We start from the raw sequence: 25,195 nt of genomic DNA, 5'->3' as shown, positions 1-25,195 counted from the left end.
TCCCCCGTGGAGGTACAACAATGACGACGACTGCCGACGACGCCGAGCAGGGCTATCGCATCGAGCACGACTCCATGGGCGAGGTCCGCGTTCCCGCGCACGCCAAGTGGCGGGCCCAGACCCAGCGGGCCGTCGAGAACTTCCCCATCTCCGGGCAGCGCATCGAGCGGGCCCACATCGAGGCCCTCGCGCGGATCAAAGGTGCCGCCGCCAAGGTGAACGCGCGGCTCGGGGTGCTCGACAAGGACATCGCCGAGGCGATCCAGGAGGCGGCCGGCGAGGTCGCCGAGGGGCGGTGGGACGAGCACTTTCCCATCGACGTGTTCCAGACCGGGTCCGGGACCTCGTCCAACATGAACACCAACGAGGTCATCGCCACCCTGGCGACCGAGCGGCTCGGGCGGGACGTCCACCCGAACGACCACGTGAACGCCTCTCAGTCGTCCAACGACGTCTTCCCGTCCTCCATCCACATCGCCGCCACGGCCGCCGTCACCCGCGACCTCGTCCCGGCCCTCGAACACCTCGCCGGGTCCCTGGAGCGCAAGGCCGAGGAGTTCGCCGACGTCGTGAAGTCGGGGCGGACCCATCTCATGGACGCCACGCCCGTGACGCTGGGTCAGGAGTTCGGTGGTTACGCCGCCCAAGTGCGGTACGGCGTCGAGCGGCTGGCCGCCTCCCTGCCCCGCCTCGCCGAACTCCCCCTCGGCGGTACGGCCGTCGGCACCGGCATCAACACCCCGCCCGGCTTCTCCGCCGCCGTCATCGAGGAGGTCGCCCGCACCACCGGGCTGCCCCTCACCGAGGCCCGCGACCACTTCGAGGCGCAGGGGGCCCGGGACGGGATCGTGGAGACCAGCGGGCAGCTGCGGACCATCGCGGTCGGGCTGACGAAGATCGCCAACGATCTGCGGTGGATGGCCTCCGGCCCCCGTACAGGGCTCGCCGAGATCAGCCTCCCCGACCTCCAACCCGGCTCCTCGATCATGCCCGGCAAGGTCAATCCGGTCATCCCGGAGGCCGTGCTCATGGTCGCCGCGCAGGTCGTCGGCAACGACGCCACCGTGGCCACCGCCGGCGCCGCGGGCAACTTCGAGCTGAATGTGATGCTGCCGGTCATCGCGAAGAATGTGCTGGAATCCATCCGGTTGCTCGCCAACGCCTCCCGGCTGCTGGCCGATCGCACCGTCGACGGCATCGTCGCGCACCGCGAACGGGCCCTGGAGTACGCCGAGTCGTCGCCCTCCGTGGTCACGCCGCTCAACAAGTACATCGGGTACGAGGAGGCCGCCAAGGTCGCCAAGAAGGCGCTCGCGGAGCGGAAGACGATCCGCCAAGTCGTCCTGGAGAGCGGGTATGTGGAGCGCGGCGACCTCACCGTGGAGCAGCTCGACGAGGCCTTGGATGTCCTGCGGATGACACGGCCGTAACCAATGATCGCGACGGCGTGAACCGTGACGCGCGCCGCAGCGTCGTATGCCTGTGGCACCTAATATCTGTGCATGGCGGACGGTGGAGCGGTGACGACGGAAGTGAAAGCGGGCGGATCGACGGCCTTCTGGGCGCCCGGCACGCAGATCCTGTGGCGGTACCGGGAGAACGCGGGCCCTCGCTTCCACATCGCGCGTCCCGTCACCGTCGTACGTGACGACGCCGAGGTCCTCGCCGTATGGCTGGCGCCGGGGACGGAGTGTGTCAGACCCGTGCTGGCCGACGGGACCGCCGTGCACATGGAACCGCTCGAGACGCGGTACACCAAGCCGCGTTCCGTCCAGCGCGACCGGTGGTTCGGGACCGGGGTGCTGAAGCTCGCGCGGCCCGGTGAGCCGTGGTCGGTGTGGCTGTTCTGGGAGCCCGGGTGGCAGTTCAAGAACTGGTACGTGAACCTTGAGCAGCCGATGGCCCGTTGGGCGGGCGGGGTGGACTCCGAGGACCACTTTCTCGACATCTCCGTGCACCCGGACCGCAGTTGGCACTGGCGGGACGAGGACGAGTTCGCGCAGGCCCAGCGGGACGGGCTGATCGACGACCGGCTCGCCGAGCGGGTGCGGGAGGCGGGGCGTGACGCGGTGGAGGTGATCCGCGCCTGGGGGCCGCCGTTCTCGGACGGCTGGCAGCACTGGCGCCCGGATCCCACCTGGGCTGTACCTTCTTTGCCTGAGGACTGGGATCGCACGCCCGCGCACCTGTCCTCGTGAGACCCTTGATGCGCCCCCGGGCAACAAACGTAGGATCGTCCTCCGCAAGGGCGCGCAAGGGCAACTACCGGAGTGCGCGCCGGGCTTGACCGATCGTCACCGAGGGGCGGCAGGACGTGAGCGAGGGTTACCAGGGCAATGCCGGCAGGGGCAGACGGTCCACCGGCTGCACAGGAACTGCCTCTGGTCACGCGGTGATTCCGTTCCTGGGGCACGTATTCCGGGTATCGGAGTTTCGGCGGGACGAACTGCACGCATGGCGCGCAGCCCCGGACGGATGGATTCGAAAGGCGTGACGGAGCAGCCGATCTCCTTCGAACGCCCCGAGACGGGCGTCGACCCCGCGGAGACCCGCGGGGCGCTTGTGCGTACCTCGACACCGTCGACGGGGCACTCCACGCCGCCGCACACCCCCGGCGGCGGCACCGGAGGCACCGCCGCCTTATCCGCGCAGGCGCGCACCGGAGAGACCCCTTCCACGCCGGGCACCACCGCACCGTCCGGCCCGAGCAAGGAGCCCTCAGACATCGCCGGCAACGGCCCCGAGCACTCGCAGCCCTCCGTATCAGCCGAGCCCGACACGCACCGGCCGCGGCCCGTTCAGGAGGCCATCCCGCCGCAGCCCGGCGCCGAGCAGCCGCCGGCGTCCGCCGAGCGGCGCACCGGGCAGGGGCTGCCGCCCGGCGGGCCCACGCCGATGCGGCGGGACGGGGACCGGCTGCGCTTCGTGGGCGCCGCCACCCGGCGGATCGCCCGCGGTATCGACCTGGACGAGATCGTGATGGGGCTGTGCCGGGCGACCGTGCCGACCTTCTCCGACGCGATCCTCGTCTATCTGCGCGACCCGCTGCCGGTCGGCGACGAGCGGCCCACGGGGCCCGTCGTACTGCGCCTGCGCCGCACCGACCGGATCCCGGAGGAGCGGGACACCGAGGGCGGCTTCCTGGGCGCGGGGGCGCAGCAGCCGGAGCCGAACGAGCTGGCCGAGCTGTCCTCCGTCACCGCCGAGCTGTGCGAGGTGCGGCCCGGCGGTGCGCTCGCCGAGGTGCTGCGCGGCGTACGTCCCGTCTTCGCCGACGCGCCCGCCGCCCGGGCCGCCCTGCCCGAACTCCTCGGCGACGACGGAGAGTTGATCATCCCCGACGGTCAGCGAGCGATCCTCGCGCCGCTACGCGGCCGCCGCCGGGTCATCGGCGCCGCGGTCTTCCTGCGCCGCCCGGATCGCATCGCCTTCGAGCCCGACGACCTCCTCGTCGCCGCCCAACTCGCCACACACAGCGCGCTCGGCATCGACAAGGCGGTGCTGTACGGCCGTGAGGCGTACATCGCCGACGAGCTCCAACGCACCATGCTGCCGGAGACGCTGCCCCGCCCGACCGGCGTACGGCTGGCTTCCCGCTACCTCCCGGCCGCCGAGACGGCCCGGGTGGGCGGCGACTGGTACGACGCGATCCCGCTGCCGGGCAGCCGCGTGGCGCTGGTCGTCGGTGACGTCATGGGCCACTCCATGACCTCGGCCGCGATCATGGGCCAGCTGCGGACCACGGCCCAGACCCTCGCCGGCCTCGACCTGCCCCCGCAGGAGGTCCTGCACCACCTCGACGAGCAGGCCCAGCGCCTGGGCACCGACCGCATGGCGACCTGCCTGTACGCCGTCTACGACCCGGTGTCGCACCGCATCACCATCGCCAACGCCGGCCATCCGCCGCCGGTCCTGCTGCACCTGGGCGGCCGGGCGGAAGTACTGCGCGTACCGGCGGGCGCGCCGATCGGCGTCGGCGGCGTGGACTTCGAGGCCGTGGAGCTGGACGCACCGGCCGGAGCGACGCTGTTGCTGTACACCGACGGCCTGGTCGAGTCGCGCCTGCGCGACGTGTGGACCGGCATAGAGCAGCTGCGCGAGAAGCTCGCCGCGACCGCGCAGCTCACCGGCCCCGACCATCCGCCGCCCCTCGAAGCCCTCTGCGACGAGGTCCTCGACATGCTCGGCCCGGGCGACCGGGACGACGACATCGCGCTGCTCGCCGCCCGCTTCGACGGGATCGCGCCGAGCGACGTGGCGTACTGGTTCCTGGAGCCGGAGGACGCGGCGCCCGGCCGTGCCCGGCGGCTGGCCCGGCGTGCGCTGTCCCGCTGGGGCCTTGAGGAACTCACCGACTCGGTCGAGCTGTTGGTCAGCGAGGTCGTGACGAACGCGGTCCGGTACGCCTCGCGGCCGGTGACGCTGCGGCTGCTGCGGACCGATGTGCTGCGCTGCGAGGTCGGGGACGACGTGCCGCAGTTGCCGCGGCTTCGGCAGGCTCGGGCCACGGATGAGGGTGGGCGCGGACTGTACCTGGTGAACCGGCTGGCTCGGCGGTGGGGAGCGACTCGGCTCAGTACCGGGAAGGTCGTCTGGTTCGAGTTGAATCGGAGCTGACAAGCGCAAACGACAAGGGCGCCCGGCGTGCTGCCGGGCGCCCTTCTCCGTAGCTACTGCCCGTCGTCAGGTCTGACCGGGTCCAGGGTGATGTCGTCCGTCGGTTCGCCCGTCGGCGCCGTCGTGGGTGGCTCGGTCGTCGGCTCCTGCGTCGGTTCCTCGGTCGTCGGCGTCTCCGTCGGCTCCTGGGTCGTCGGCGTCTCCGTCGGCTTCTGAGTCGTCGGCTCCTCCGTCGGCTCCTGGGTCGTCGGCTCCTGCGTCGGTGTCGGCGTCCAGGTCGGCTGGACCGCCGCGCCCTGGTCGGTCTCCAGCTCGAACCTGGCGTCCGGCTTGGTCACACCGAACATGTACGCCGCCCAGATCTGCGCCGGGAAGCCACCACCGTTGACGCGTACCTCGCCGCCCGCGCCGTACATCTTGGTCTGCGCGTGGGTCTTGTCGTCCTCGCCGAACAGGCCCACCGAGGTGACCAGGTCGGGGGTGTAGCCGGTGAACCAGGCCGACTTGTTGTCGTCGGACGTACCCGTCTTGCCGGCGACCTTCTGGCCGTCACGCTTGGGGTTGTTCGCCACGGCCCGCTGCGCCGTACCGTCGTCGACCACGCCCGTGAGCACCGAGGTCACCGAGTCGGCGGCCTCGCGGCTGATGACCTCCTCGCCGATCGGGTTCGGGAGGTCGACGCTCCTGCTGTTGTGCTCGACCGCCTTGAGGATGCTCGGGGTGACCTTCTTGCCGTGGTTGTCGAGGGTGGCGTACACCCCGGCCATCTGCAGTGGGCTGGCGCCCATGGTGCCCAGGGTCTGCGCGGGTACGGCCTGCTCGTTGCTGGTGTCCATGCCGAGCTTGGCCGCCACGTCCATGACGTTCTTCATGCCGACGTCGACGCCCATCTGCGCGAAGACGGAGTTGACGGACTTGTTCATCGCCCGCTGGACGGTGATGTTGCCGTAGTTCTCGTCGTCCTCGTTCTCGGGGGCGAAACCGACCTTGTTGCCGTTGCTGTCCAAGACCTGGCGCTTGCTGGTGCCGTCGTAGATGGCGTTCGCGGTGATCGGCTTGCCGGACCGCGTCCGGGCGTTCTCCTCCAGGGCTGCGGCCAGGATCACCGGCTTGAAGGTGGAGGCGGGCTGGTAGTCCGTGCGCGTCGCGTTGCTCGTGAAGTGATCGAAGTAGTCCACGCCGCCGTACAGGGCGACGACCTTGCCCGTCTTGGGGTCGACGGAGACCGCTCCGGCCTGGACGTCCGCGTCGACCGGCCGCTTCTTCTTGTCGAGCTTGCTGGTGAGCTGCGCCTTGACGGCCTCCTCCAGCGCGGCCTGCTTCTTCTTGTCGATGTTCAGGGTGATGGTCCAGCCCTGGTCGACGACCGCGGCCTCGGCCTGGGAGCGGGTGAGGCCCTGCTGCTTCATCAGCTGGTCCTCCAGCTGGCGGTTGGCGAGGTCGATCAGATAGCCCTTCTGGCCCTCCCGGCCGGCGACGGGCTTCGGCTCCTTCGGCTCCGGGAACTTCATGCCCTGGCGCTCCGACTTGTCGAGCCAGCCCTCCTCGACCATGTTGTCCAGGACGTAGTTCCATCGGGCGGTGACCAGCTTCTTGCCGGTTTCGGACGCGACCGCCCAGTCGTACTGGCTCGGCGCCTGGAGCAACGCGGCGAGGTACGCGCCCTGTTGGACACTGAGCTTCTCGGCGTCTACGTGGTAGTAGGCCTGGGCGGCGGCCTGGATGCCGTAGGCGTTGCGGCCGTAGTAGCTGGTGTTGATGTAGCCGGCGAGGATGTCGTCCTTGGACATCTGGCGGTCGACCTTCAGGGAGATGACCATCTCCCTGAGCTTGCGGCTGACCGTCTGTTCCTGGCTGAGGTAGTAGTTCTTGACGTACTGCTGGGTGATCGTCGAACCACCCTGCGCACCCTTGCCCATCACCGTGTTGAGCAGACCGCGGGCCGTGCCCTTCAGGTCGATGCCGTTGTCGTGGTAGAACGACTTGTTCTCCGCCGCGACAAAGGTGTACTGGACCTTCCTCGGCACCTTGGACAGGTCCACGATCTCGCGGTTGACCTCGCCGGCGCGGGCGAGGGGCGCGCCGTTGCTGTACTTGTAGACGTTGCTCTGGCGCAGGGCGGCCTGGGCAGCCGCGTTGTTCTCCGGGATGTCCACGTACAGGTACAGCGCGATGAAGGACCCGATGCCGAGCAGGCACGCACCGAGGAACGTGCCGAGCATCTTCTTCCAGGTGAAGAGCCGGCGTATTCGGCCCTTGCCGTTGCCGCCCTTGCCCGCGGACTTGGCCGCCCGGCGGGCCGCGGCCCGGCCTCCGACGGCGTCCGACGGTGTGCCGATGACGGTGGTCGACGGGCCGCCCGCAGTGTTCGACGGCGACCCTGACGAACGCCCGGGCGCCGCGCGGCGGCCACCGCGCTGCCGCGCTCGTCTCTCTTCCGCTCGTCCCATGGGTCCGTTCCACTCCGCTTCGCTCTTGTGTGCACTCCTGCCACACAGGTTCGCCGCTCAGGTCAGCTCAGAAAGCTAACACCGGAAGTTGTGACAAAGGCCTGTCGATCCGGGCTTTTAGGGACGTGACAATCAGCACCCGTCCCACCGGAACCGACGGCTGAGGGGCGCATAGGGTTGCCTACACGCGATAAAGTGATATCACTTAGCTAGACCAAAGATTACTGGAGGCTTGCAGGAGCTTCCGGATGAAACGGGGGATACGACCCATGTCGACCGACAAGAACGACCGCACGTCCGCCACCGCCGACGTACCCGACATGCCCGCACCGCAGGTGCGGGAGTTCGCCGCGCACAGCATCGGCGGCGGGCGCGCCCTGCTGCTCGGGCTGGGCGGACTGGTGGTCGCGGGTGGGCTGATAGCGGGCGGGGCCGTCGTGGCCGCCGCCGCCGGCATCAAGGCCTCGCTGATCGTTCCCGGCGTGCTCGCCGCCCTTAGTTCGCTCCTCGCGATGTCCGGACTGAACATGGTCGCGCCGGGCGAGGCCCGTGTCGTCCAGCTCTTCGGGCGCTACCGGGGGACGATCCGCCAGGACGGGCTGCGCTGGGTCAACCCCTTCACCTCCCGCACGAGGATCTCGACCCGCGTCCGCAACCACGAGACGGCCGTCCTCAAGGTCAACGACGCCTACGGCAACCCGATCGAGCTCGCCGCGGTCGTGGTGTGGAAGGTCCAGGACACCGCGCAGGCCACGTTCGAGGTGGACGACTTCCTGGAGTTCGTCTCCACGCAGACCGAGGCGGCAGTGCGGCACATCGCCATCGAGTACCCGTACGACGCCCATGACGAGGGCGGCCTCTCGCTGCGCGGCAACGCCGAGGAGATCACCGAGAAGCTCGCCGCCGAACTGCACGCGCGCGTGGAGGCGGCCGGCGTACAGATCATCGAGTCGCGGTTCACGCATCTCGCGTACGCTCCCGAGATCGCCTCAGCGATGCTCCAGCGGCAACAGGCCGGGGCAGTCGTCGCGGCACGGCGGCAGATCGTCGACGGTGCGGTGGGCATGGTCGAGGCGGCGCTCGCGCGGATCTCCGAGCGGGACATCGTGGAACTGGACGAGGAGCGGAAGGCGGCGATGGTGTCGAACCTGATGGTGGTGCTGTGCGGCGACAGGTCCCCGCAGCCGGTCCTCAACACCGGGACGCTCTACCAGTGACGGTTCCCTCCGGGGGTTCAGCCCCTCAAGGTCGGCCGCAGCGCAAGCAGGTGCTGCTGCGGCTCGACCCGTCCGTGTACGAGGCGCTCGCACGGTGGGCCGGCGACGAGCTGCGCTCGGCCAACGCACAGATCGAGTTCCTGCTGCGGAAGGCGCTCGCGGACGCGGGTCGCCTGCCGAAGGAGACCGGGCCGATCCCCCGCCGCGGCCGGCCGCCCGGGGACTCCGCCCCCAGGCCCCCGTCGGCCTGAACGGCCTCGCCCTCAAACGCCGGACTGATACCGAGAAGCGTCCCTCCGCCCCGAGCCGTCCGCCGCGTACCGCCGTGTAGCAGAACCGTGACAATGACCCCCCACCTGGGCCGTCGCACCCACCGCCATGATCTACACACTCGACGTATACATGCGGCGTATACACCCCGTGTAGAGTCCTTGGCATGTCCATCGGTCACACACTCCTGGGGCTCCTGGAATCAGGCCCCCGTCACGGCTACGACCTGAAGCGGGCCTTCGACGAGAAGTTCGGTCACGACCGGCCGCTGCACTACGGCCAGGTCTACTCGACGATGTCCCGGCTGCTGAAGAACGGGCTCGTCGAGGTCGACGGGATCGAGCCCGGCGGCGGGCCCGAGCGCAAGCGGTACGCCATCACCGACGCCGGGATCACCGACGTCCAGCAGTGGCTCGCGACGCCCGAGAAGCCGGAGCCGTACCTTCAGTCGACCCTCTACACCAAGGTCGTCCTCGCCCTGCTCACCCGGCGCAACGCGGCCGACATCCTCGACAACCAGCGCGCCGAGCACCTGCGCATGATGCGGATCCTCACCGACCGCAAGCGCAAGGGCGATCTCGCCGATCAGCTGATCTGCGACCACGCCCTCTTCCACCTCGAGGCCGACCTGCGCTGGCTGGAGCTCACCGCCGCGCGCCTCGACAAGCTGGCCGAGGTGGTGACCAAGTGACTCCGCCTCCCGGTTCCCTGCTCGCGGCCCAGGAGCTGCGCAAGGCCTACGGCCCGACCGTCGCGCTCGACGGGGCCGAGTTCTCCATCCACCCCGGCGAGGTCGTCGCCGTGATGGGGCCGTCCGGCTCCGGCAAGTCGACGTTGCTGCACTGCCTCGCCGGCATCGTGCCGCCCGACTCGGGGTCCATCACCTACAACGGGCGCGAGCTGGCCACCATGAGCGACGCCCAGCGCAGCGCCCTGCGGCGCTCGGAGTTCGGGTTCGTCTTCCAGTTCGGGCAGCTCGTACCGGAACTCACCTGCGTCGAGAACGTCGCCCTTCCGCTGCGGCTGAACGGCACCTCCCGCAAGGAGGCCGAGAAGGCCGCGCTGACCTGGATGGAGCGGCTGGAGGTCGACGACCTGCGCAAGAAGCGGCCCGGCGAGGTCTCCGGCGGTCAGGGGCAGCGCGTCGCCGTGGCCCGCGCACTGGTCACCAACCCGCGCGTGCTGTTCGCCGACGAGCCGACCGGCGCGCTCGACTCCCTCAACGGCGAGCGCGTGATGGAGCTGCTGACGGACGCCGCCCGGTCGACCAACGCCGCCGTCGTCCTCGTCACGCACGAGGCACGGGTCGCCGCCTACTCCGACCGCGAGATCGTCGTACGGGACGGCAAGTCCCGGGACATGGAGCGCGTCGTATGAGCAGGGGTCAGTGGGCCAAGGATCTGGCCATGGGGGTGCGGTTCGCCTTCGCCGGCGGACGTGAGGGCTGGGTTCGTGCCCTGCTGACGGCCGTCGGGGTCGGGCTCGGGGTGGCGTTGCTGCTGCTGACGACCGCTGTCCCCAACATGCAGTCGGTCCGGCACGAGCGGGAGAGCGCCCGCGCCGACATCGACTACAGCTACACGGATCTGAAGAAGTCGGACCGCACCCTGATCGTCGCGGACGTCGACACGGACTTCCGCAACGAGGACATCCGCGGCCGGGCACTGGAGCCCGAGGGAGCCCGGGCACCGCTGCCGCCGGGACTGGAGAAGTTCCCGGCGGTGGGCGAGATGGTCGTCTCGCCCGCGCTGAAGAGGCTGCTGGAGTCGGACGGCGCGAAGCTGCTGCGCGAGCGGCTGCCCGAGCGGATCGTCGGGACCATCGGGGAGAGCGGGCTGATCGGCTCGCACGAACTCGCCTTCTTCCGGGGCGGCGACGGCCTCGCGCCGTACATCGACGGCGCCCGGGTCGCCCGTATCGAACGGTTCGGTGACACGAGCCCGACCGAGACGCAGACCGATCCCGTGCTGCTCCTGCTGGTCATCGTCGTCTTCGTGGTGCTGCTGATGCCGGTCGCCGTCTTCATCGCCGCGGCCGTGCGCTTCGGCGGTGAGCGGCGTGACCGCCGCCTCGCGGCGCTGCGGCTGGTCGGCTCCGACAGCCGGATGACCCGGCGGATCGCGGCCGGCGAGGCGCTGGCGGGCTCGGTGCTCGGGCTGGTCTTCGGTACGGGCTTCTTCCTGATCGGGCGCCAGATCGCGGGCTCGGTCGAGGTGTTCGACGTCAGCGTCTTCCCGAGCTACCTCAACCCCTCCCCCGCCCTCGCCCTGCTGGTCGGCCTCGCGGTCCCGGCGGCGGCGGTGCTGGTCACGCTGTTCGCGATGCGCGGGGTGGTGATCGAGCCGCTCGGCGTGGTGCGTACGGCGAAGCCCTCGCGGCGTCGGCTGTGGTGGCGGCTGCTGCTGCCGCTGGGCGGCCTCGCGATGCTCTGGCCGATGATCGGCCAGGGCCGCGACAACGGCACCTTCAACGAGTACCTGGTCATCGGCGGCGTACTCCTGCTGCTCATCGGCGTGACCACGCTGCTGCCGTGGATCGTCGAGGCGGTCGTCGCCCGGCTCGGCTCGGGCGGCGTCGCCTGGCAACTCGCCGTCCGCAGGCTGCAGTTGAGCAGCGGCACGGCGGCCCGCATGGTCAACGGCGTCGCGGTGGCGGTCGCCGGGGCGATCGCACTGCAGATGCTGTTCGCCGGGGTGGAGAGCGACTACACCAAGCAGTCCCGGTACGACACCCAGCGGGCGCAGATGCAGGTGTCCATGTCCCGTGGCTCCCAACTCGACCCGGCTGTCGAGAAGTTCCAGGACACCAAGGGCGTCCAGCAGGTCTACGCACTCGCCGAGGGCTACCTGGGCGAGCGGCGCAAGGACCCGGACATGGGTGCCGAGATGACCGTCGGCGACTGCGCGTCGCTGCGCCAGGCGGCCAAGCTTCCCTCCTGCCGGGACGGCGACATCTTCTACGTGTCGAACTCCGAGTACGACGAGGACACCCCGAAGCTGGCGAAGCAGCCGGGCCGGACGCTGTATCTGGACCCGTCGTACGAGGGCGGGCCACCGCGGCAGGAGATCGCCTGGACCGTGCCGAAGGGCCTGAAGCCGGCCCGCACGCAGGAGGACTTCATGGGCATGCAGCGAGGTGGCTTCCTCGTCACCCCGAAGGCGCTGCCCGCGGCGGCCACGCCGGCGCTGCAGGGGCAGGTGTTCCTCAAGCTCGACCGCTCGGTGCCGGACGCGTACGACCGGGTGCGGAACACGGCGACGGCCGCGGACCCGCTGTCCTACCCCATGACCTGGTACTCCACACAGACGGCCGACCGCTACGCCACCATCCGCACCGGCCTGTTCGTCGGCGCCGTCTGTGTCATGGCGCTGATCGGCGCGAGCCTGCTGGTCTCCCAGCTGGAGCAGCTGCGCGACCGCAAGAAGCTGCTGTCGTCCCTGGTCGCCTTCGGCACCCGGCGCCGCACGCTGAGCCTGTCGGTGCTGTGGCAGACGGCGATCCCGATCGCCCTGGGCCTGCTGCTGTCCTCGGTGGTGGGGCTGACGCTGGGCGCGGTCCTGCTGCGGATGACGGCCACGCCGGTGATGGTGGACTGGACGAGCATGCTGTCGATGACGGCCGTCGGCGCCGGCATCGTCCTCGCGGTGACCCTGCTCAGCCTGCCGCCGCTGCTGCGCCTGATGCGCCCGGACGGCCTGCGCACGGAGTAGCTACCGCCGCCTCCCCACTGGCCGCAGGACATCCGGACCACACCGGTCCGCATGCCCTGCGGCCAACAGCCACGACCAAGCCACCGGTCAAGCCCGAGCCGAACAGGCCTCCACGGAGTCCGCCCGCAGCACTCGCCGAACCCGACAGCCCTACGCGGGCTCACACCTCCCCACCCCACACCCGAGCGGGCAACAGACGCAGAGCCTCCCGCACACGCACGACATCTACGGGCGCCACACCGCGCCTGTGCGCCAAGCCGTCCCCCTGCCCCTCGTCGGCCGCGAAGGCCACGCGGGCTCACGCACCGCATCCAGCACCCGAACGGGCAGCAGGCGCAGGGCCTCCCGCACACGCACGACACTGCGACTGCCGTCCCGCCCTTGGGCACAGCCGTCCGGTCGGCCTGCGGTCAGCAGACACTGCCCAAGCGCGGGTCAGGCGCCAGCCGGTCGCGACGCCACACGCCGCACCGCGCCTGTGCACCAAGCCGTCCCCCCTGCTCCTCACCGGCCGCGAAGGCCCACGCCGGGCTCACACCTCCCCGCCCCACACCCGTACGGGCAGCGGGCGCAGGGCCTCGCGCAGGGCTGACGCCAGTTCCTCGTACTCCGCTCCGCGCGCCGCCCCCGAACGCATGGCGAGGGCGACGCGGCGGGTGGGCGCCGGGTTCGCGAAGTAGCCGGTGAGGAGCTGGCTGCTGCGGGTCGTCTCCAGCTTGAGGGCGGTACGCGGCAGCAGCGTGCAGCCCAGGCCGCCCGCGACGAGCTGCACGAGCGTGGACAGCCCGGCGGCCGTCGTGGTGACCGGCGCATCCTCGCGACCGGCCTCCCGGCAGATGTCGAGTGCCTGGTCGCGCAGGCAGTGCCCCTCGTCCAGGAGCAGCAGGTTCAGCTCCTTGAGGGCCTCGCGCGGGATGCCCTCCCGGCCGCCGAGCCGGTGGTCGAGCGGGGTGACGAGCACGAAGTCCTCGTCGAAGAGCGGGAGTTCGGCAACCCCGGGCACGCCGAGCGGCACGGCGAGGAGCAGCAGGTCCAGACGGCCGGTGGTGAGCCCCTCGACGAGGCTGGCGGTCTGCTCCTCGTGCACCTGGAGGTCGAGGTGCGGATACCGGTCGTGGACGAGGCGCAGGACGGTCGGCAGCAGATACGGCGCGACGGTGGGGATGACCCCGAGGCGCAGGGCACCGGTGAACGGCGCCCGGACCGCCTCCGCCTCCTCCATCAGCGCCCCGACCTCCGCCAGCACCGCCTTCGCCCGTACGGCCAGCCGCTCGCCGGCCGGGGAGAGCAGCACCTTGCGGGTCGTTCGCTCCAGCAGCGTGACCCCGAGGGCCTCCTCCAGGGCGGACACGGCACCCGAGAGCGCGGGCTGACTCATACCGATCGCGGCCGCCGCGTCCCGGAAGTGGAGATGCTCGGCGACGGCGGCGAAGGCCCGCAACTGGGCGAGGCTGGGCTGCCGCTTCTTGCCCACGGCCATCAATAGGTACCTCCGATCAACCTGACCGAGTGTAGCTATTTCCCGTATCAATGCAGGTTGTGCCAGCATCGGTAAGGTCCAACCCAAAGGGAGACACCTGTACCGAACAGGTGTCTCTTCGCTGCAAGGAGAGCGCGTGCTCACTGTCGGTGACAAGTTCCCCGAGTTCGAACTGACCGCCTGCGTCTCGCTGGAGAAGGGCAAGGAGTTCGAGACGATCGACCACAAGACCTACGAGGGCAAGTGGAAGATCGTCTTCGCCTGGCCGAAGGACTTCACCTTCGTCTGCCCGACCGAGATCGCGGCCTTCGGCAAGCTGAACGAGGAGTTCGCCGACCGCGACGCCCAGGTCCTCGGCTTCTCCGGCGACTCGGAGTTCGTGCACCACGCCTGGCGCAAGGACCACGACGACCTGCGCGACCTGCCGTTCCCGATGATGGCCGACTCCAAGCACGAGCTGATGCGCGACCTCGGCATCGAGGGCGAGGACGGCTTCGCCAAGCGCGCGGTGTTCATCGTCGACCAGAACAACGAGATCCAGTTCTCCATGGTGACCGCCGGCTCCGTCGGCCGTAACCCCAAGGAGGTCCTGCGGGTCCTGGACGCCCTGCAGACCGACGAGCTGTGCCCGTGCAACTGGAGCAAGGGCGAGGACACCCTGGACCCGGTCAAGCTCCTCGCGGGAGAGTGACCGGCATGTCCCTCGACTCCCTCAAGTCCCGCATTCCGGACTACGCCAAGGACCTGAAGCTCAACCTGGGCTCGGTCATCGGCAATTCGGACCTCCCGGCGCAGCAGCTGTGGGGCACGGTGCTCGCCACCGCGATCGCCTCCCGCTCCCCGATCGTGCTGCGCGAGCTGGCACCGGAGGCGAAGGCGAACCTCACGCCGGAGGCGTACACCGCGGCGAAGTCCGCGGCCGCCGTGATGGCGATGAACAACGTCTTCTACCGGACCCGGCATCTGCTGTCCGACCACGAGTACGGCAACCTGCGTGCGGGTCTGCGGATGAACGTCATCGGCAACCCCGGTGTCGACAAGGTCGACTTCGAGCTGTGGTCCTTCGCGGTGTCCGCCATCAACGGCTGCGGCCTGTGCCTCGACTCGCACGAGCAGGTGCTGCGCAAGGCGGGCGTGGACCGCGAGACGGTCCAGGAGGCGTTCAAGATCGCGTCCGTGATCCAGGCGATCGGCGTCACGCTGGACGCGGAGGCTGTGCTGGCGGAGTAGCCCTTCGCCGACAAACGCAGGGCCCGTTCACCCTCAGGGTGAACGGGCCCTTGTCATCACTCCGCGGCAGACACGTCCTTGTCCTCGTCCACGTCCCTGCCCTTGTCCCCGCCCTTGTCCTTCTCGGGCGGCGGCGGGTCCACGGGAGCCGCATCCATCGCCGTCGCTCCCCTCGGTTCGGGCGCGTAGCGACGAGCCGCCTGCTGCGAGTAGGCCCGCAGATACCCCACGATCGTGTTCGACACCGCCACCAGCGGTACGGCCACCACCGCGCCGCCGATCCCCGCCACCATGCCGCCGGCCGCCACCGACAGCACCACCGCCAGCGGGTGGACGCGGACCGCGCGCCCGAGGATGAACGGCTGCAGGACGTGGCCCTCGATCTGCTGGACGGCGAGGACGACGGCGAGCGTCATGACCGCGGTGAACACGCCCTGCGTCACCAGGGCCACCACCACCGCCAGCGCGCCGGAGGCCACCGCGCCGACGAGCGGGATGAAGGAGAACAGGAAGATGAAGACGGCCAGCGGGACGGCCATCGGCACATCGAGGAAGTAGATGCCGATGCCGATGAAGACGGCGTCGATCAGGGCGACGAGCATCGTGCCGCGTACGTACGCCGTGAGCGTCGCCCACGCGCGCGGGCCGGCGCCGGCGACGCCCGGCCGGGCCGCGGCCGGCACGAGCTTCAGCGTCCACTCCCAGATGCGCTTGCCGTCGTAGAGCAGAAAGAGGGTCGAGAAGGCCGCCAGCAGAATGCCGGTGAGGGCCTCGACGACCACGGTGACACCTTCGAGGCCGGCCGAGGTGATCGCGTCTGTGTTGGCGCCGATCGCCTCTCGGAGGTTCTCGGCGATCTCGTTGATCTGCTTGTCGGTGACATGGAAGGGGCTGTTGAGCAGCCAGTTGCGGAGCTCGTCGATGCCGTCCTGGACCTGGTCGGAGAGGTTGTCGATGTTCTCCATGACCTGCCAGGTCACGAACCAGCCCATCAGCCCGATGACGACGAACCCGAGGATCGCGGTCAGGGCGGTGGCCGGCCCGCGCGGCACGCCGCGCCGCCTCAGCCACGCCACCGAGGGCTGCATCAGCGCGGTGAGGAGCAGCGCGATGACGAAGGCCAGCACGACGAGTTGTACGGCGCTGATGACCCGCATCAGCACCCAGACGGTGCCGGCCAGCACCAGCAGCCGCCAGCCGGCCTCCGCCGCGACCCGTACGCCCCACGGCACGACCTGTGCGGGGTCGGGCCGGGGCGGCGGAGCCGCGGGCGCGTAGTCGGGGGGCCGTGGGACGTGGTCGGCGGGCGGCGGGAGGGCGTCGCCGGCGGAGGGCTCGGGCGGCGGGTCCTCGACCGCGGTGCGCCGCACCGGCTGGAGCTCGTCGCTCTCCCGTTCCACCGCGGCGCGACGCTCGTCCAACCGCTCACTCATCTCGGTCAGTCCGGCGCCGAGCCGACCGAGCCACCCTGGCACTCGCGACATGATCCGTCCTCTTCCCCCGTCTCTCCCCACCACTCCCCCCTGGAGTCGTTGCGTCCGACCGTACAGGGCAATGCACGCAGCAGAGCGAAAGCCCCTCACCCAAGAGACGGTGAGGGGCTGCGCGAAGGTTGAGCGGCGGGCTCAGTACCAGTGGTTGGCCTGCCAGAACGACCAGGCGCCACAGGGGCTGTCGTAGCGCTCGTTCATGTAGTTCAGGCCCCACTTGATCTGGGTTGCCGGGTTCGTCTGCCAGTCCGAGCCGACGGACGACATCTTGGAACCGGGCAGGGCCTGGAAGAGGCCGTAGGCGCCGGAGGAGGCGTTGACCGCCTGGTAGTTCCAGCTGGACTCGTGGTCCACGATGTTGCTGAAGCACTGGAACTGGTCGCTCGGCACCATCTGGCGGGCCATCGCCTGGATCTGCTCGATGGTGTACGAGCTCTGGATGGGGAAGTCCGCGGAGGAGGACCGGGAGGCCTTCGCCTCGGCCTCTTCGCGCTCCTTGGCTTCCTGCGCCGCCTTCTCGGCGGCTTCCTTCTTCTCGAACGCGGTCTCGGCGGCGGCCTTGCGGGCCGACTCCTCAGCATCCTTCTTGGCGCTGACGTCCGCGGCGATGGCCTGTACGTTGGCCTGCGCCGTCAGGGACTCGGTCTGCACCTGGGCCTGCTGGCCCGCGGGTATGTCCGCGAGAAGCGTCGAATCGGCAGCAGCCGTCGCCTCGGCGTCGTTGTTCTGCGCGGTGCTGCCCGAGGCAACGCCGACGACGCTTCCGACAGCGGTGACCGCGGTGGCCGAGGCCACTGCGAATCCCCTGACCGAAATCGGACTCACACGGTTTCCTTCCAGCATCGCCCGCTTCGGTGACCCTGGCGGACGCAATCGTGCCCCTGGCGCTGGCCTCCCAACTGCGGGGTCACGGGAGGCTCGGACCCGGTGGGCAACTCCCGCGAGGAGAGCGCCGCGTGGTGACTCGGGCGGCATACGACGGCGTTATGCAGTTGGGTGGTGTTGCTGTGGTGCCGTACCGCTGGGGGTACAGGTGTGTCGTATGCGGGGCCTGACAGGAGTGAGACTCTGCCGTAACCGGACGCCGCAAGGCAATTCTGTGTTGCGTGTGAAAGCTCACACCTCGTTTGTCCCAGGGGTTTTGCGGAAAGCCGCACACGCCGAGGCGCCGCCCGGATAGGCTCTCGGCCTTTCCGAACGGCGCCAACCAGCGAGTAGCTACCGCAAGTTGAGCACTTGGGTCAGATCTGCCCGTCCTCCAGCATTTCGGTCACAAGGGCGGCAATCTGGGACCTCTCGGACCGCGTCAGCGTGACGTGGGCGAAGAGGGGATGCCCCTTCAGCTTCTCCACGACGGCGACGACACCGTCGTAGCGCCCGACCCTCAGATTGTCCCGCTGGGCCACGTCATGGGTGAGAACCACCCGCGAATTAGCGCCAATTCGGGACAGAACAGTCAGCAGGACATTCCTTTCCAGTGACTGTGCCTCGTCCACGATCACGAACGCGTCGTGCAGCGAGCGTCCGCGGATGTGGGTGAGGGGCAGCACCTCCAGCATGCCGCGGGAAGTGACCTCCTCGATGACCTCGCGGCTGGTGACCGCGGACAGCGTGTCGAAGACCGCCTGCGCCCAGGGGCTCATCTTCTCGGCCTCGGACCCGGGCAGATAGCCGAGTTCCTGCCCGCCCACCGCGTACAGCGGCCGGAAGACCATCACCTTCTGGTGCTGACGCCGCTCCAGCACGGCCTCGAGACCGGCGCACAGCGCCAGCGCCGACTTGCCGGTGCCGGCCCGGCCGCCCATGGACACGATCCCGACGTCCGGGTCGAGCAGCAGGTCGAGCGCGATCCGCTGCTCGGCACTGCGGCCCTTGATGCCGAAGGCCTCCCGATCACCGCGCACCAGCCGGACGTTGCCCTCGGGCGTGATCCGGCCCAGCGCCTTGCCGCGCTCGGACTGGATCATCAGTCCGGTGTGCACCGGCATCTCGGAGGCCTCGGGGACATAGACATGCCCCTCCTCGAAGAGGACGTCCACCTGCTCACCCGGTAGGGTCAGTTCGGACATTCCGGTCCAACCGGAGGAGTCCGTGATGGCGAGCTCGGCTCGGTACTCCTCGGCGAGCAGACCGACGGACGAGGCCTTGATCCTGAGCGGCAGGTCCTTCGACACGACGGTGACGTCGAACCCCTCGGCCTGCAGATTGCGGGCCACGGCGAGGATGCGGGAGTCGTTGTCCCCCAGGCGGTAGCCGGTCGGCAGAACGCTGGGGTCCGAGTGGTTGAGCTCGACACGGACGGTCCCGCCGAGGTCCCCGGTCGGGATGGGGGCATCGAGACGGCCGTACTTCACCCGGAACTCGTCGAGCAGGCGCAGTGCCTGCCGGGCGAAGTAACCGAGTTCGGGATGGTGCCGCTTGGCCTCCAGTTCCGTCACCACGACGATGGGGAGCACGACCTCGTGCTCGTCGAAGCGGTTCAGGGCGTTCGGGTCGGCCAGCAGGACGCTGGTGTCGAGAACGTAGGTGCGCCGGTCTGGCTTGTGGCGCTTTGTGCTGGTCACCACGGAAGGACGTACCCCCTCGGATGAGGTCGGGGAGCGACGGAGTGGAGCTGGACCGGTCGTCGGCCGCCCTGCACGCCGTGCAAGGGCCGAAAACCGGCCCTCCACTGCTTCTTCCGTGCCGTGACCGCACGGTCGAGCTGGTGCAAAGGGCCTCCCGGGCGGACGGCTCCGGCGCCGCCCGCTGAGATACGACACCCGTGGTTCGGGCGTCGACCTGCTTGGCTTATGCCCTCGAACATGCGGTGCCATGCCAGCGCATATGACGGCGCGCTGGTGAACTCCTTGTTACTTCTGTCCCGGAGAGGGTGACTTTCGTCTCGGCCGGATACGGCGATCAGCTGGCCGAAAGGGGCTCAGCCGCCGTAACGCCGGTGCCGGGCCGCGTAGTCGCGCAGGGCCCGCAGGAAGTCGACCTTGCGGAAGGCCGGCCAGAAGACCTCGCAGAAGTAGTACTCGGAGTGGGCGGTCTGCCAGAGCATGAATCCGGACAGCCGCTGCTCGCCGCTGGTACGGATCACGAGGTCCGGGTCGGGCTGGTCGCCGGTGTAGAGGTGGCTGCCGATCAGGTCGACGCTGACGGACTCGGCGAGGTCCTCCATCGAGGTGCCCTTGTCCTGGGCGTCGACGATCATCGAGCGCACGGCGTCGGCGATCTCCTGGCGACCGCCGTAGCCGATGGCGACGTTGACCAGTATCCCGTCGACGTGCGCGGTGGCCTCCTCGGCCTCCTTGAGGGTGGTCTGCATCCCGGACGGCAGCAGGTCGGGCGTGCCGACGTGGTGCACCCGCCAGCGCCCGTCGGCGGCGAGGGTACGGACGACGTCCTCGATGATGCCGAGGAGCGGGACGAGCTCGTCCTGCGGCCGGTCGAAGTTGTCCGTGGACAGCAGCCAGAGGGTGACGACCTCGACGTCCGTCTCGGAGCACCAGCCGAGGAACTCCTCGATCTTCTCGGCACCCGCCCGGTGACCGTGCACGGTGGTGGAACCCGCGGCCTTCGCCCAGCGCCGGTTGCCGTCCATGATGACGCCGATGTGCTTGGGCACCTGAGCGTGGTCCAGGTGACCCTCCACCCGGCGTGCGTACAGCCTGACCAGCAGGCCGCGCAGCTTGTCGCGCAGGTTCACGTGTTTGTCAGCCCCTCCGTACGGATCGGACAGGCGCGGCCCCGGCGTGGTCGCGGTGGTCGCGATGATCGGTGCGCGGCGATGGTCGCGGCGCGGTCTAGGAGAGTCAGCACCCTCCCGGGGCGGTCCCTGTCCGTATGGCGGTCCCCGGAGGCGAAGCCTACCCCTGTCGCGCCGGGGCACCGCCCATGGGTGTCACACGTACGGCCCCTGCGGTACGGCTCCGGGGCGCGGCCGGCGGAACCACAGCGACGCGCCGCCCTGACTGAGCAGCACCACGACGGTGATGGCCCCGGCGAGGGCGATGACGCCGCCCGGCACCCGGTTCGCCAGCGAACCCAGACCGAAGACGATCTGCACGCTCGCCAGGACTATGGAGGCGACACGGACGCCGTTGCCCGCCGTCGGATAGCGGAAGGCCAGGATGAACAGCGGGATGGTCAGCAGGAACGTCGAGAAGAACCGCCCTGAGGCCTCGGCGCCGGAGACAGCGGCCACGACGATCGTGAGCAGCAGGCCTATGCCCGCCATCACCCAGATCACGACCTGGGCGGCGCGTACCGGGCTGGGCATGGTGAGGAACGGTGCCGGGGCGTACGGGTACGGGGGGCCGTAGGGAGCCGGCTGGCCGTACGGGGTCGGCTGACCGTATGGGGTCGGCTGACCGAAGGGCGGCTGCGGGTGCGGGGGCTGCATGCCGTAGGGGCCCTGCGAGCCGTATGGCCCGGACGGGCCCGGCGGGGTGGGCGGAGTCGGTGGAGTCGGATGATCGTTCGACATGGGCCGGACTCTAGTGCGCGGACGAAGTTCGGCCGCCGGTGCGAGGGCGGCTCAGGGGTGTCCGAGGGCAAAGAAAACGGGCCGGTCCGTGGGGGGGAGACGGACCGGCCCGAGGGGGGGTTTCCACCATAACCCTTCGTGAGGGATGCTGCGCGCATCGGCGTGCCACAATCACTCTCCGAAATCGCTCGGCGACGGCCCGGTATCCATGACAGGGCGCTTTCGTGGCGGATTCTCGACGGGATCGGGGCCGATTCCCAGGGGAAACGCGTGGGATGCGGTCGGATCCGGAGGGTTTGCCGCACCTTGGGCCCCGCTCGGTGACTTGTCCGTGCTTCCCTCCCCCGGGTGACCCCGACCGCGAACGTCCACTTGACGAGGCGCACGACTCCGCAGGGCGCAAGCGGGTCCGATGCGATGCGCGTCCATCAGGGGTGCGTACGGGTGCGCAGCACCGCGCAGCCCCCTCCGCTGCGCGGTGCCGCCGCGCAGCTTTGCTTACGCGAATTACCTTGGTCTGAACTTACGTGAGAGGTGGAGGGAAATCGAGTCGGCCGTCATAACAATGTGGAAAAGGTGTGGACTCCTTTGATGCGCAGGAGGCGAAGGGCGTTTGCGCACGGATGCACGGTTTGCATCGCACGGCACAGGGCGGCGCGGGGCGGCACAGGGCGACACAGGGCGGCGGGCCACCAAGCGGACAGAATCTGACCTCTATCCGGCCTAACGTCGCCGTATGACTGTCACTGTGACGTGGGGCCAGGCGAGTGCGCGGCGGCTGGAGCGGCAGTTCCTGGACCGTCCCGCCGAGCGCGGCACGCCGGTCGGCGATGTGGTCGGGGCGATGCTGGGCGCGCATGCGCAGGTGCTGTCCGCGGCCGAGGCCTCGGTGGGGGTGCGAGCCGCCGGGGTGACTCGGGCGGACGTACGGGCCGCGCTCTGGGAGGACCGCTCACTGGTGAAGACGTTCGGCCCGCGCGGCACGGTCCATCTGCTGCCCGCCGCCGAGCTGCCGCTGTGGTGCGGTGCGCTGACCGCGATTCCGACGGGCCCGAGCCCGTTTCCGCCGGATGTGCGGGTGACGGAGAAGCAGGCCGAGCAGATCGTGGCGGCGATCGGGAACGCCCTCGACGGGGTGTGTCTGACTGTGGAGGAGCTGGGCGAGGCGGTGGTCGCCCGCACCGGTTCCTGGGCCGGTGACCTGGTGATGCCCGCCTTCCAGGACCTGTGGCCGCGCTGGCGGCAGGTACTGCACCGGGCGGGCCAGTCGGGCGCACTGTGCTTCGGCCCGAACCGGGGGCGGAAGGTGACGTACACACGGCCGCCGGAGTTCGAACCCGGACCGGTGCCGGGGCCGGCGGCGCTGCGCGAGCTCGTACGCCGGTATCTGCGCGCGTACGGCCCGGCGACGCCCCAGCACTTCGCCAAGTGGCTGGCGGCGCCCGGGGGTTGGGCAGTCAGCCTCTTCAGGGGGCTGGCTCAGGCGGGGGAGGTCGAGGAGGTCGCCTTCGAGGGGGCGGCGGCCTGGGTGGCGGCAGGTGACACGGAGTTCCCCGTCGGACGGGTGCGTGGCGTGCGGTTGCTGCCGTACTTCGACGCGTACGCCATCGCCGCGCAGCCGCGGGAGTCGCTGTTCCCCGGGGAGGCGTACCGGCGGGCGCTCGCGGGTGGCCAGGCGGGGAACTATCCGGTGCTGTTGGTGGACGGGGTGGTGGCCGGGGTCTGGCACCAGCGGCGCCGGGGCCGTCGTACGACCGTCACGGTGGAGCCGATCGGACGGCGCCTGACGGCGCGGCAGGAGCGGGAGTTGGGCGAGCAGGTGGAGCGGGTGGGGGAGGTACTGGAGGCGAAGGCGGAGTTGGTGGTCGGAGAGGTGACGGTCGGCCCCCATGCGTGAGGGGCGCGCAGACGGGTGTGAGGTTCGCGCCGGGCACGCTCAGGCGTCGGGCTTGCGGGCCTCGAAGAGGTGGCGGGCGCTGTGCGCGACGAAGGGGCCGTCGGTCTGGATCTGCTCGTGCAGGGCGCGCAGTCGGGGTCGGTACTCCTCGACGGTGAAGCCGGGGACCATCCACACCACCTTGCGCAGGAAATGGACGACGGCTGCGATGTCGTAGAACTCCATGCGCAGCCGCTCGGCCCGCACCTCGACGATCTCCAGACCGGCCGCCTCGGCGTCGGCGCGCTCATGGTCCGGGTGGCGGCCGGCGCTCTGCTCCTGCGGGAGGGGGCCGAGGAAGTACTCGACCAGCTCGAAGACGCTGCGGGGCCCGACGTGCTGGGCGAAGTACGTGCCGCCGGGCTGGAGGAGGCGGGCGATCTCGGCCCAGTGCGGGCTGACCGGGTGCCGACTGCTGACGAGGTCGAAGGCGCCGTCGGCGAAGGGCAGCGGGGCGTCCTCGGGCGAGGCGACGACGGCGACGCCGTGCGGGCGCAGGAGCGCGGTCGCCTTGGCGATGTTCGGCGGCCAGCCCTCGGTGGCGACGGCGAGGGCGGGTGCCTCGGGAGCGGCGCGGCGCAGGGCGAAGTCGAGCACCTCGCCTCCCCCGGTCTGGATGTCGAGGGCGGCGGTGGACCGGGCGAGCCGCTCGGCGAGGGACGCGGCATACCCCCATGACGGCCGCGCCTCGGTGGCCCGCCCCTCGAACCAGGAGAAGTCCCAGCCTTCGGTGGGCACGGCGGCCCCTTCGGCGACAAGGTCCTCGAAGGTACGGGTGCTGTGCTGCGGGCGCGGCTCCTTCATACGGTGATCGTCCCAGGGCGTTGTCAGCGGGCGCCGCTCATTTTTCCGGGGCGGACAGAACGAGCAGTACGTGTTCGTCGTCGCCGTGGTGGATCGTGTCGGCGCGTTGGAAGCCGTGGCGTTCGAGGAGTCGCACGGAGGCGGTGTTGTCGTGGAAGGGGTCGGCGTACAGCGGACGGGTCGTCTCCAGCGCGAGGAAGAGGGCGAGGGCCTTGGTGCCGATGCCCCGCCCCCAGTACGGCCGCCCGAGCCAGTAGCCGAGGAAGCGGCGGTCATCGTCCCACCAGGAGATGACGCTTCCGGCCACGTCGTCCCCCACCGTGACCGTCTGCACGAGGCAGGTCTCGTCCGGGAGGACTCTCGTCCTCCAGTGCTTCAGGAAGGCCTCGCGCGGCCGAGGCGTGAATCTCGACCGCCGGACGGCCTCCGGGTCGTGCTCGTAGGCGAGGAAGGCCTCGAGGTCGGCGTCCCGCACGTCTCGGAGCCGTACGTCTGCGTAGTCGTTGTCGCTCAGTTTTTCGCCCATGCCCAGGAGTGTGGCAGGAGCCACTGACAACGCCCCTGCGCCGACGAACGGTCCGAACGCGCTACGGCACCAACGGCCGCACTTCCTCGGCCACGAACCGAACGAACCCCTCCGGGTCGGGCTCGTCCCCCGTCGGCTGCAGCACCACGGTGTCGGCACCGGCATCCGCGAGCCGCTGCACCGCCTTCGCGACGGCGCCGGCGTCCCCGGCGACACCGAGGTCGGGCACGGCGGCGAGCCCCTCGGCTTCGAGTTCGGCCCTGAGCCGGGCGGGACCGTCGACCCCGGTGGCGGTGAGCAGATAGACGACGATGCGATGTGGCTCGGCACCGGCGCGTCCGGCGGACTGGCGCCCCTCGTCGATGAGTTGCCGCGCCTTGCGCACCACGTCGGGCGAAGCCGAGGCGGTGAGCAACGTCCCGTCGGCCGCCTCACCGGCCAGCCGCAGCGAGCGCGGCCCGGTGACCCCGGCGATGACGGGTACCGGCTCGGCGGGCGGCCAGTCGAGGGCGACGTCGTCGAGCTTGACGTACCGCCCCTCGACGGTGACCCGCTCCCCGCGCAACAGGGCCCGCAGCACGTCGAGATGCTCGCGCAACAGAGTCACCGGCGACTCGACCCGAGCCCCGACCTGACCCATCCAGTCCTGCACACCGTGCCCGACGGCGAGGATGGGACGGCCCGGGAACATGCGGCGGAGGGAGGCGACTTCCATGGCGGTGATGGCGACGTTCCGCAACGGGACGGGGAGGAGTCCGATGCCGACCCGCACGCGTTCGGTCCACGCGAGTGCGGCTGCGGCCGTGGAGATCCCTCCCTCCCGGAAACAGTCCTCCCAGAGCCAGAGCTCTTCGAGGCCCGACTCGTCGGCGAGGCGAGCGACGGATCGGAGTCGTTCGGGGGCGAGTTGGGGGCGGAAGATTGCACCGAGTCCGGTCATGGGGGTTTTCCTACCCGGCCGGCACTCGGCGGACAACAGAGTTTTGAAGAG

At 70.1% G+C, this 25,195-nt stretch carries 21 protein-coding genes; 11 read left to right on the top strand and 10 right to left on the bottom strand.

Annotated elements, in window-relative coordinates:
• The first annotated feature begins 20 nt into the window (after nucleotides 1-20).
• From EHO50_RS25355 to EHO50_RS25345, 3 genes are all read left to right on the top strand, one after another.
• On the top strand, nucleotides 21-1,430 hold the full coding sequence (locus tag EHO50_RS25355) for a class II fumarate hydratase (protein WP_128433448.1): 1,410 nt from the start codon (nucleotides 21-23) through the stop codon (nucleotides 1,428-1,430).
• A 72-nt stretch (nucleotides 1,431-1,502) separates the two neighbouring features.
• Nucleotides 1,503-2,198: a cytidylyl-2-hydroxypropylphosphonate hydrolase gene (gene fomD, locus EHO50_RS25350; protein ID WP_181449689.1), complete on the top strand. Its 696-nt coding sequence runs from the start codon at nucleotides 1,503-1,505 to the stop codon at nucleotides 2,196-2,198.
• A gap of 277 nt (nucleotides 2,199-2,475) precedes the next feature.
• Nucleotides 2,476-4,617: a SpoIIE family protein phosphatase gene (locus EHO50_RS25345; protein WP_181449688.1), complete on the top strand. Its 2,142-nt coding sequence runs from the start codon at nucleotides 2,476-2,478 to the stop codon at nucleotides 4,615-4,617.
• Between the two features lie 53 nt (nucleotides 4,618-4,670).
• Here the strand turns inward: EHO50_RS25345 and EHO50_RS25340 are convergent, their stop codons facing one another.
• Nucleotides 4,671-7,067, bottom strand: a complete 2,397-nt coding sequence (locus EHO50_RS25340) for a transglycosylase domain-containing protein (RefSeq protein ID WP_128433446.1) — start codon at nucleotides 7,065-7,067, stop codon at nucleotides 4,671-4,673.
• Between the two features lie 269 nt (nucleotides 7,068-7,336).
• Here EHO50_RS25340 and EHO50_RS25335 point away from each other — a divergent pair, with 269 nt between their 5' ends.
• The 5 genes from EHO50_RS25335 to EHO50_RS25315 all read left to right on the top strand — a co-directional run bounded on the left by EHO50_RS25335 (nucleotide 7,337) and on the right by EHO50_RS25315 (nucleotide 12,264).
• Nucleotides 7,337-8,284 carry an SPFH domain-containing protein gene (locus EHO50_RS25335; protein ID WP_128433445.1) on the top strand — a complete coding sequence of 316 codons (948 nt, stop codon included), beginning with the start codon at nucleotides 7,337-7,339 and terminating at the stop codon, nucleotides 8,282-8,284.
• Complete coding sequence (locus tag EHO50_RS25330) at nucleotides 8,281-8,535, top strand: type II toxin-antitoxin system antitoxin (protein WP_164904931.1); 255 nt, start codon at nucleotides 8,281-8,283, stop codon at nucleotides 8,533-8,535. Before EHO50_RS25335 ends, EHO50_RS25330 begins: the two co-directional genes overlap by 4 nt.
• Nucleotides 8,536-8,720: 185 nt before the next feature.
• Complete coding sequence (locus EHO50_RS25325) at nucleotides 8,721-9,245, top strand: PadR family transcriptional regulator (protein WP_128433443.1); 525 nt, start codon at nucleotides 8,721-8,723, stop codon at nucleotides 9,243-9,245.
• Nucleotides 9,242-9,931, top strand: a complete 690-nt coding sequence (locus EHO50_RS25320) for an ABC transporter ATP-binding protein (RefSeq protein ID WP_128433442.1) — start codon at nucleotides 9,242-9,244, stop codon at nucleotides 9,929-9,931. Before EHO50_RS25325 ends, EHO50_RS25320 begins: the two co-directional genes overlap by 4 nt.
• Entirely contained in the window at nucleotides 9,928-12,264 is a 2,337-nt protein-coding gene (locus EHO50_RS25315) for an ABC transporter permease (protein ID WP_128433441.1), read from the top strand. The genes EHO50_RS25320 and EHO50_RS25315 overlap by 4 nt, the downstream gene beginning before the upstream one ends.
• A 532-nt stretch (nucleotides 12,265-12,796) precedes the next feature.
• Here the strand turns inward: EHO50_RS25315 and EHO50_RS25310 are convergent.
• Complete coding sequence (locus tag EHO50_RS25310) at nucleotides 12,797-13,744, bottom strand: LysR substrate-binding domain-containing protein (RefSeq protein ID WP_128433440.1); 948 nt, start codon at nucleotides 13,742-13,744, stop codon at nucleotides 12,797-12,799.
• Between the two features lie 136 nt (nucleotides 13,745-13,880).
• Here EHO50_RS25310 and EHO50_RS25305 point away from each other — a divergent pair, with 136 nt between their 5' ends.
• A complete protein-coding gene (locus EHO50_RS25305; RefSeq protein ID WP_128433439.1) occupies nucleotides 13,881-14,435 on the top strand; it encodes a peroxiredoxin in 555 nt (184 codons plus the stop codon).
• A gap of 5 nt (nucleotides 14,436-14,440) precedes the next feature.
• Nucleotides 14,441-14,974, top strand: a complete 534-nt coding sequence (locus EHO50_RS25300) for an alkyl hydroperoxide reductase (protein ID WP_128433438.1) — start codon at nucleotides 14,441-14,443, stop codon at nucleotides 14,972-14,974.
• Between the two features lie 56 nt (nucleotides 14,975-15,030).
• Here EHO50_RS25300 and EHO50_RS25295 read toward each other — a convergent pair whose 3' ends face one another.
• The 5 genes from EHO50_RS25295 to EHO50_RS25275 all read right to left on the bottom strand — a co-directional run bounded on the left by EHO50_RS25295 (nucleotide 15,031) and on the right by EHO50_RS25275 (nucleotide 20,938).
• Nucleotides 15,031-16,458 carry an AI-2E family transporter gene (locus tag EHO50_RS25295; protein WP_128433437.1) on the bottom strand — a complete coding sequence of 476 codons (1,428 nt, stop codon included), beginning with the start codon at nucleotides 16,456-16,458 and terminating at the stop codon, nucleotides 15,031-15,033.
• 141 nt (nucleotides 16,459-16,599) lie between these two features.
• Complete coding sequence (locus tag EHO50_RS25290) at nucleotides 16,600-17,289, bottom strand: aggregation-promoting factor C-terminal-like domain-containing protein (protein WP_484422069.1); 690 nt, start codon at nucleotides 17,287-17,289, stop codon at nucleotides 16,600-16,602.
• A 416-nt stretch (nucleotides 17,290-17,705) separates the two neighbouring features.
• Nucleotides 17,706-19,031: an RNA 5'-3' helicase PhoH2 gene (gene phoH2 / locus EHO50_RS25285; protein ID WP_128433436.1), complete on the bottom strand. Its 1,326-nt coding sequence runs from the start codon at nucleotides 19,029-19,031 to the stop codon at nucleotides 17,706-17,708.
• A gap of 353 nt (nucleotides 19,032-19,384) precedes the next feature.
• Nucleotides 19,385-20,158 carry an isoprenyl transferase gene (locus EHO50_RS25280; protein WP_128433435.1) on the bottom strand — a complete coding sequence of 258 codons (774 nt, stop codon included), beginning with the start codon at nucleotides 20,156-20,158 and terminating at the stop codon, nucleotides 19,385-19,387.
• A 195-nt stretch (nucleotides 20,159-20,353) separates the two neighbouring features.
• Nucleotides 20,354-20,938, bottom strand: a complete 585-nt coding sequence (locus EHO50_RS25275; protein WP_128433434.1) for a hypothetical protein — start codon at nucleotides 20,936-20,938, stop codon at nucleotides 20,354-20,356.
• Nucleotides 20,939-21,674: 736 nt separating this feature from the next.
• Here EHO50_RS25275 and EHO50_RS25270 point away from each other — a divergent pair.
• Nucleotides 21,675-22,835, top strand: coding sequence for a winged helix DNA-binding domain-containing protein (locus EHO50_RS25270; protein WP_128433433.1), 1,161 nt, complete (start codon nucleotides 21,675-21,677; stop codon nucleotides 22,833-22,835).
• A 39-nt stretch (nucleotides 22,836-22,874) separates the two neighbouring features.
• On the opposite strand, the gene EHO50_RS25265 is transcribed toward EHO50_RS25270, so the two are convergent.
• The 3 genes from EHO50_RS25265 to EHO50_RS25255 form a co-directional block, all read right to left on the bottom strand.
• Nucleotides 22,875-23,678 (bottom strand): class I SAM-dependent methyltransferase, encoded by an 804-nt coding sequence (locus EHO50_RS25265; RefSeq protein WP_128433432.1) that lies wholly within the window; start codon nucleotides 23,676-23,678, stop codon nucleotides 22,875-22,877.
• A gap of 37 nt (nucleotides 23,679-23,715) precedes the next feature.
• Nucleotides 23,716-24,204: a GNAT family N-acetyltransferase gene (locus EHO50_RS25260; RefSeq protein ID WP_128433431.1), complete on the bottom strand. Its 489-nt coding sequence runs from the start codon at nucleotides 24,202-24,204 to the stop codon at nucleotides 23,716-23,718.
• A 61-nt stretch (nucleotides 24,205-24,265) separates the two neighbouring features.
• Nucleotides 24,266-25,144, bottom strand: a complete 879-nt coding sequence (locus EHO50_RS25255) for an LLM class flavin-dependent oxidoreductase (RefSeq protein ID WP_128433430.1) — start codon at nucleotides 25,142-25,144, stop codon at nucleotides 24,266-24,268.
• Between the last annotated feature and the right edge of the window lie 51 nt (nucleotides 25,145-25,195).

Origin of the sequence: Streptomyces cyaneus (assembly GCF_004028635.1) — a bacterium.
Classification (GTDB): domain Bacteria; phylum Actinomycetota; class Actinomycetes; order Streptomycetales; family Streptomycetaceae; genus Streptomyces; species Streptomyces cyaneus.
Note: the sequence above shows the minus strand (reverse complement) of the source record. Positions and strands in the feature narration are given on the sequence as shown.

Excerpts from the sequence above, each read along its gene's own strand:
- EHO50_RS25260 (WP_128433431.1), bottom strand. The coding sequence starts at position 24,204 with ATGGGCGAAAAACTGAGCGACAACGACTACGCAGACGTACGGCTCCGA.
- EHO50_RS25300 (WP_128433438.1), top strand. The coding sequence starts at position 14,441 with ATGTCCCTCGACTCCCTCAAGTCCCGCATTCCGGACTACGCCAAGGAC.
- EHO50_RS25345 (WP_181449688.1), top strand. The coding sequence starts at position 2,476 with ATGGATTCGAAAGGCGTGACGGAGCAGCCGATCTCCTTCGAACGCCCC.
- fomD (WP_181449689.1), top strand. The coding sequence starts at position 1,503 with ATGGCGGACGGTGGAGCGGTGACGACGGAAGTGAAAGCGGGCGGATCG.
- EHO50_RS25315 (WP_128433441.1), top strand. The coding sequence starts at position 9,928 with ATGAGCAGGGGTCAGTGGGCCAAGGATCTGGCCATGGGGGTGCGGTTC.
- EHO50_RS25255 (WP_128433430.1), bottom strand. The coding sequence starts at position 25,144 with ATGACCGGACTCGGTGCAATCTTCCGCCCCCAACTCGCCCCCGAACGA.
- EHO50_RS25355 (WP_128433448.1), top strand. The coding sequence starts at position 21 with ATGACGACGACTGCCGACGACGCCGAGCAGGGCTATCGCATCGAGCAC.
- EHO50_RS25265 (WP_128433432.1), bottom strand. The coding sequence starts at position 23,678 with ATGAAGGAGCCGCGCCCGCAGCACAGCACCCGTACCTTCGAGGACCTT.
- EHO50_RS25325 (WP_128433443.1), top strand. The coding sequence starts at position 8,721 with ATGTCCATCGGTCACACACTCCTGGGGCTCCTGGAATCAGGCCCCCGT.
- EHO50_RS25295 (WP_128433437.1), bottom strand. The coding sequence starts at position 16,458 with ATGTCGCGAGTGCCAGGGTGGCTCGGTCGGCTCGGCGCCGGACTGACC.
- EHO50_RS25275 (WP_128433434.1), bottom strand. The coding sequence starts at position 20,938 with ATGTCGAACGATCATCCGACTCCACCGACTCCGCCCACCCCGCCGGGC.
- EHO50_RS25310 (WP_128433440.1), bottom strand. The coding sequence starts at position 13,744 with ATGGCCGTGGGCAAGAAGCGGCAGCCCAGCCTCGCCCAGTTGCGGGCC.
- EHO50_RS25340 (WP_128433446.1), bottom strand. The coding sequence starts at position 7,067 with ATGGGACGAGCGGAAGAGAGACGAGCGCGGCAGCGCGGTGGCCGCCGC.
- EHO50_RS25270 (WP_128433433.1), top strand. The coding sequence starts at position 21,675 with ATGACTGTCACTGTGACGTGGGGCCAGGCGAGTGCGCGGCGGCTGGAG.
- EHO50_RS25335 (WP_128433445.1), top strand. The coding sequence starts at position 7,337 with ATGTCGACCGACAAGAACGACCGCACGTCCGCCACCGCCGACGTACCC.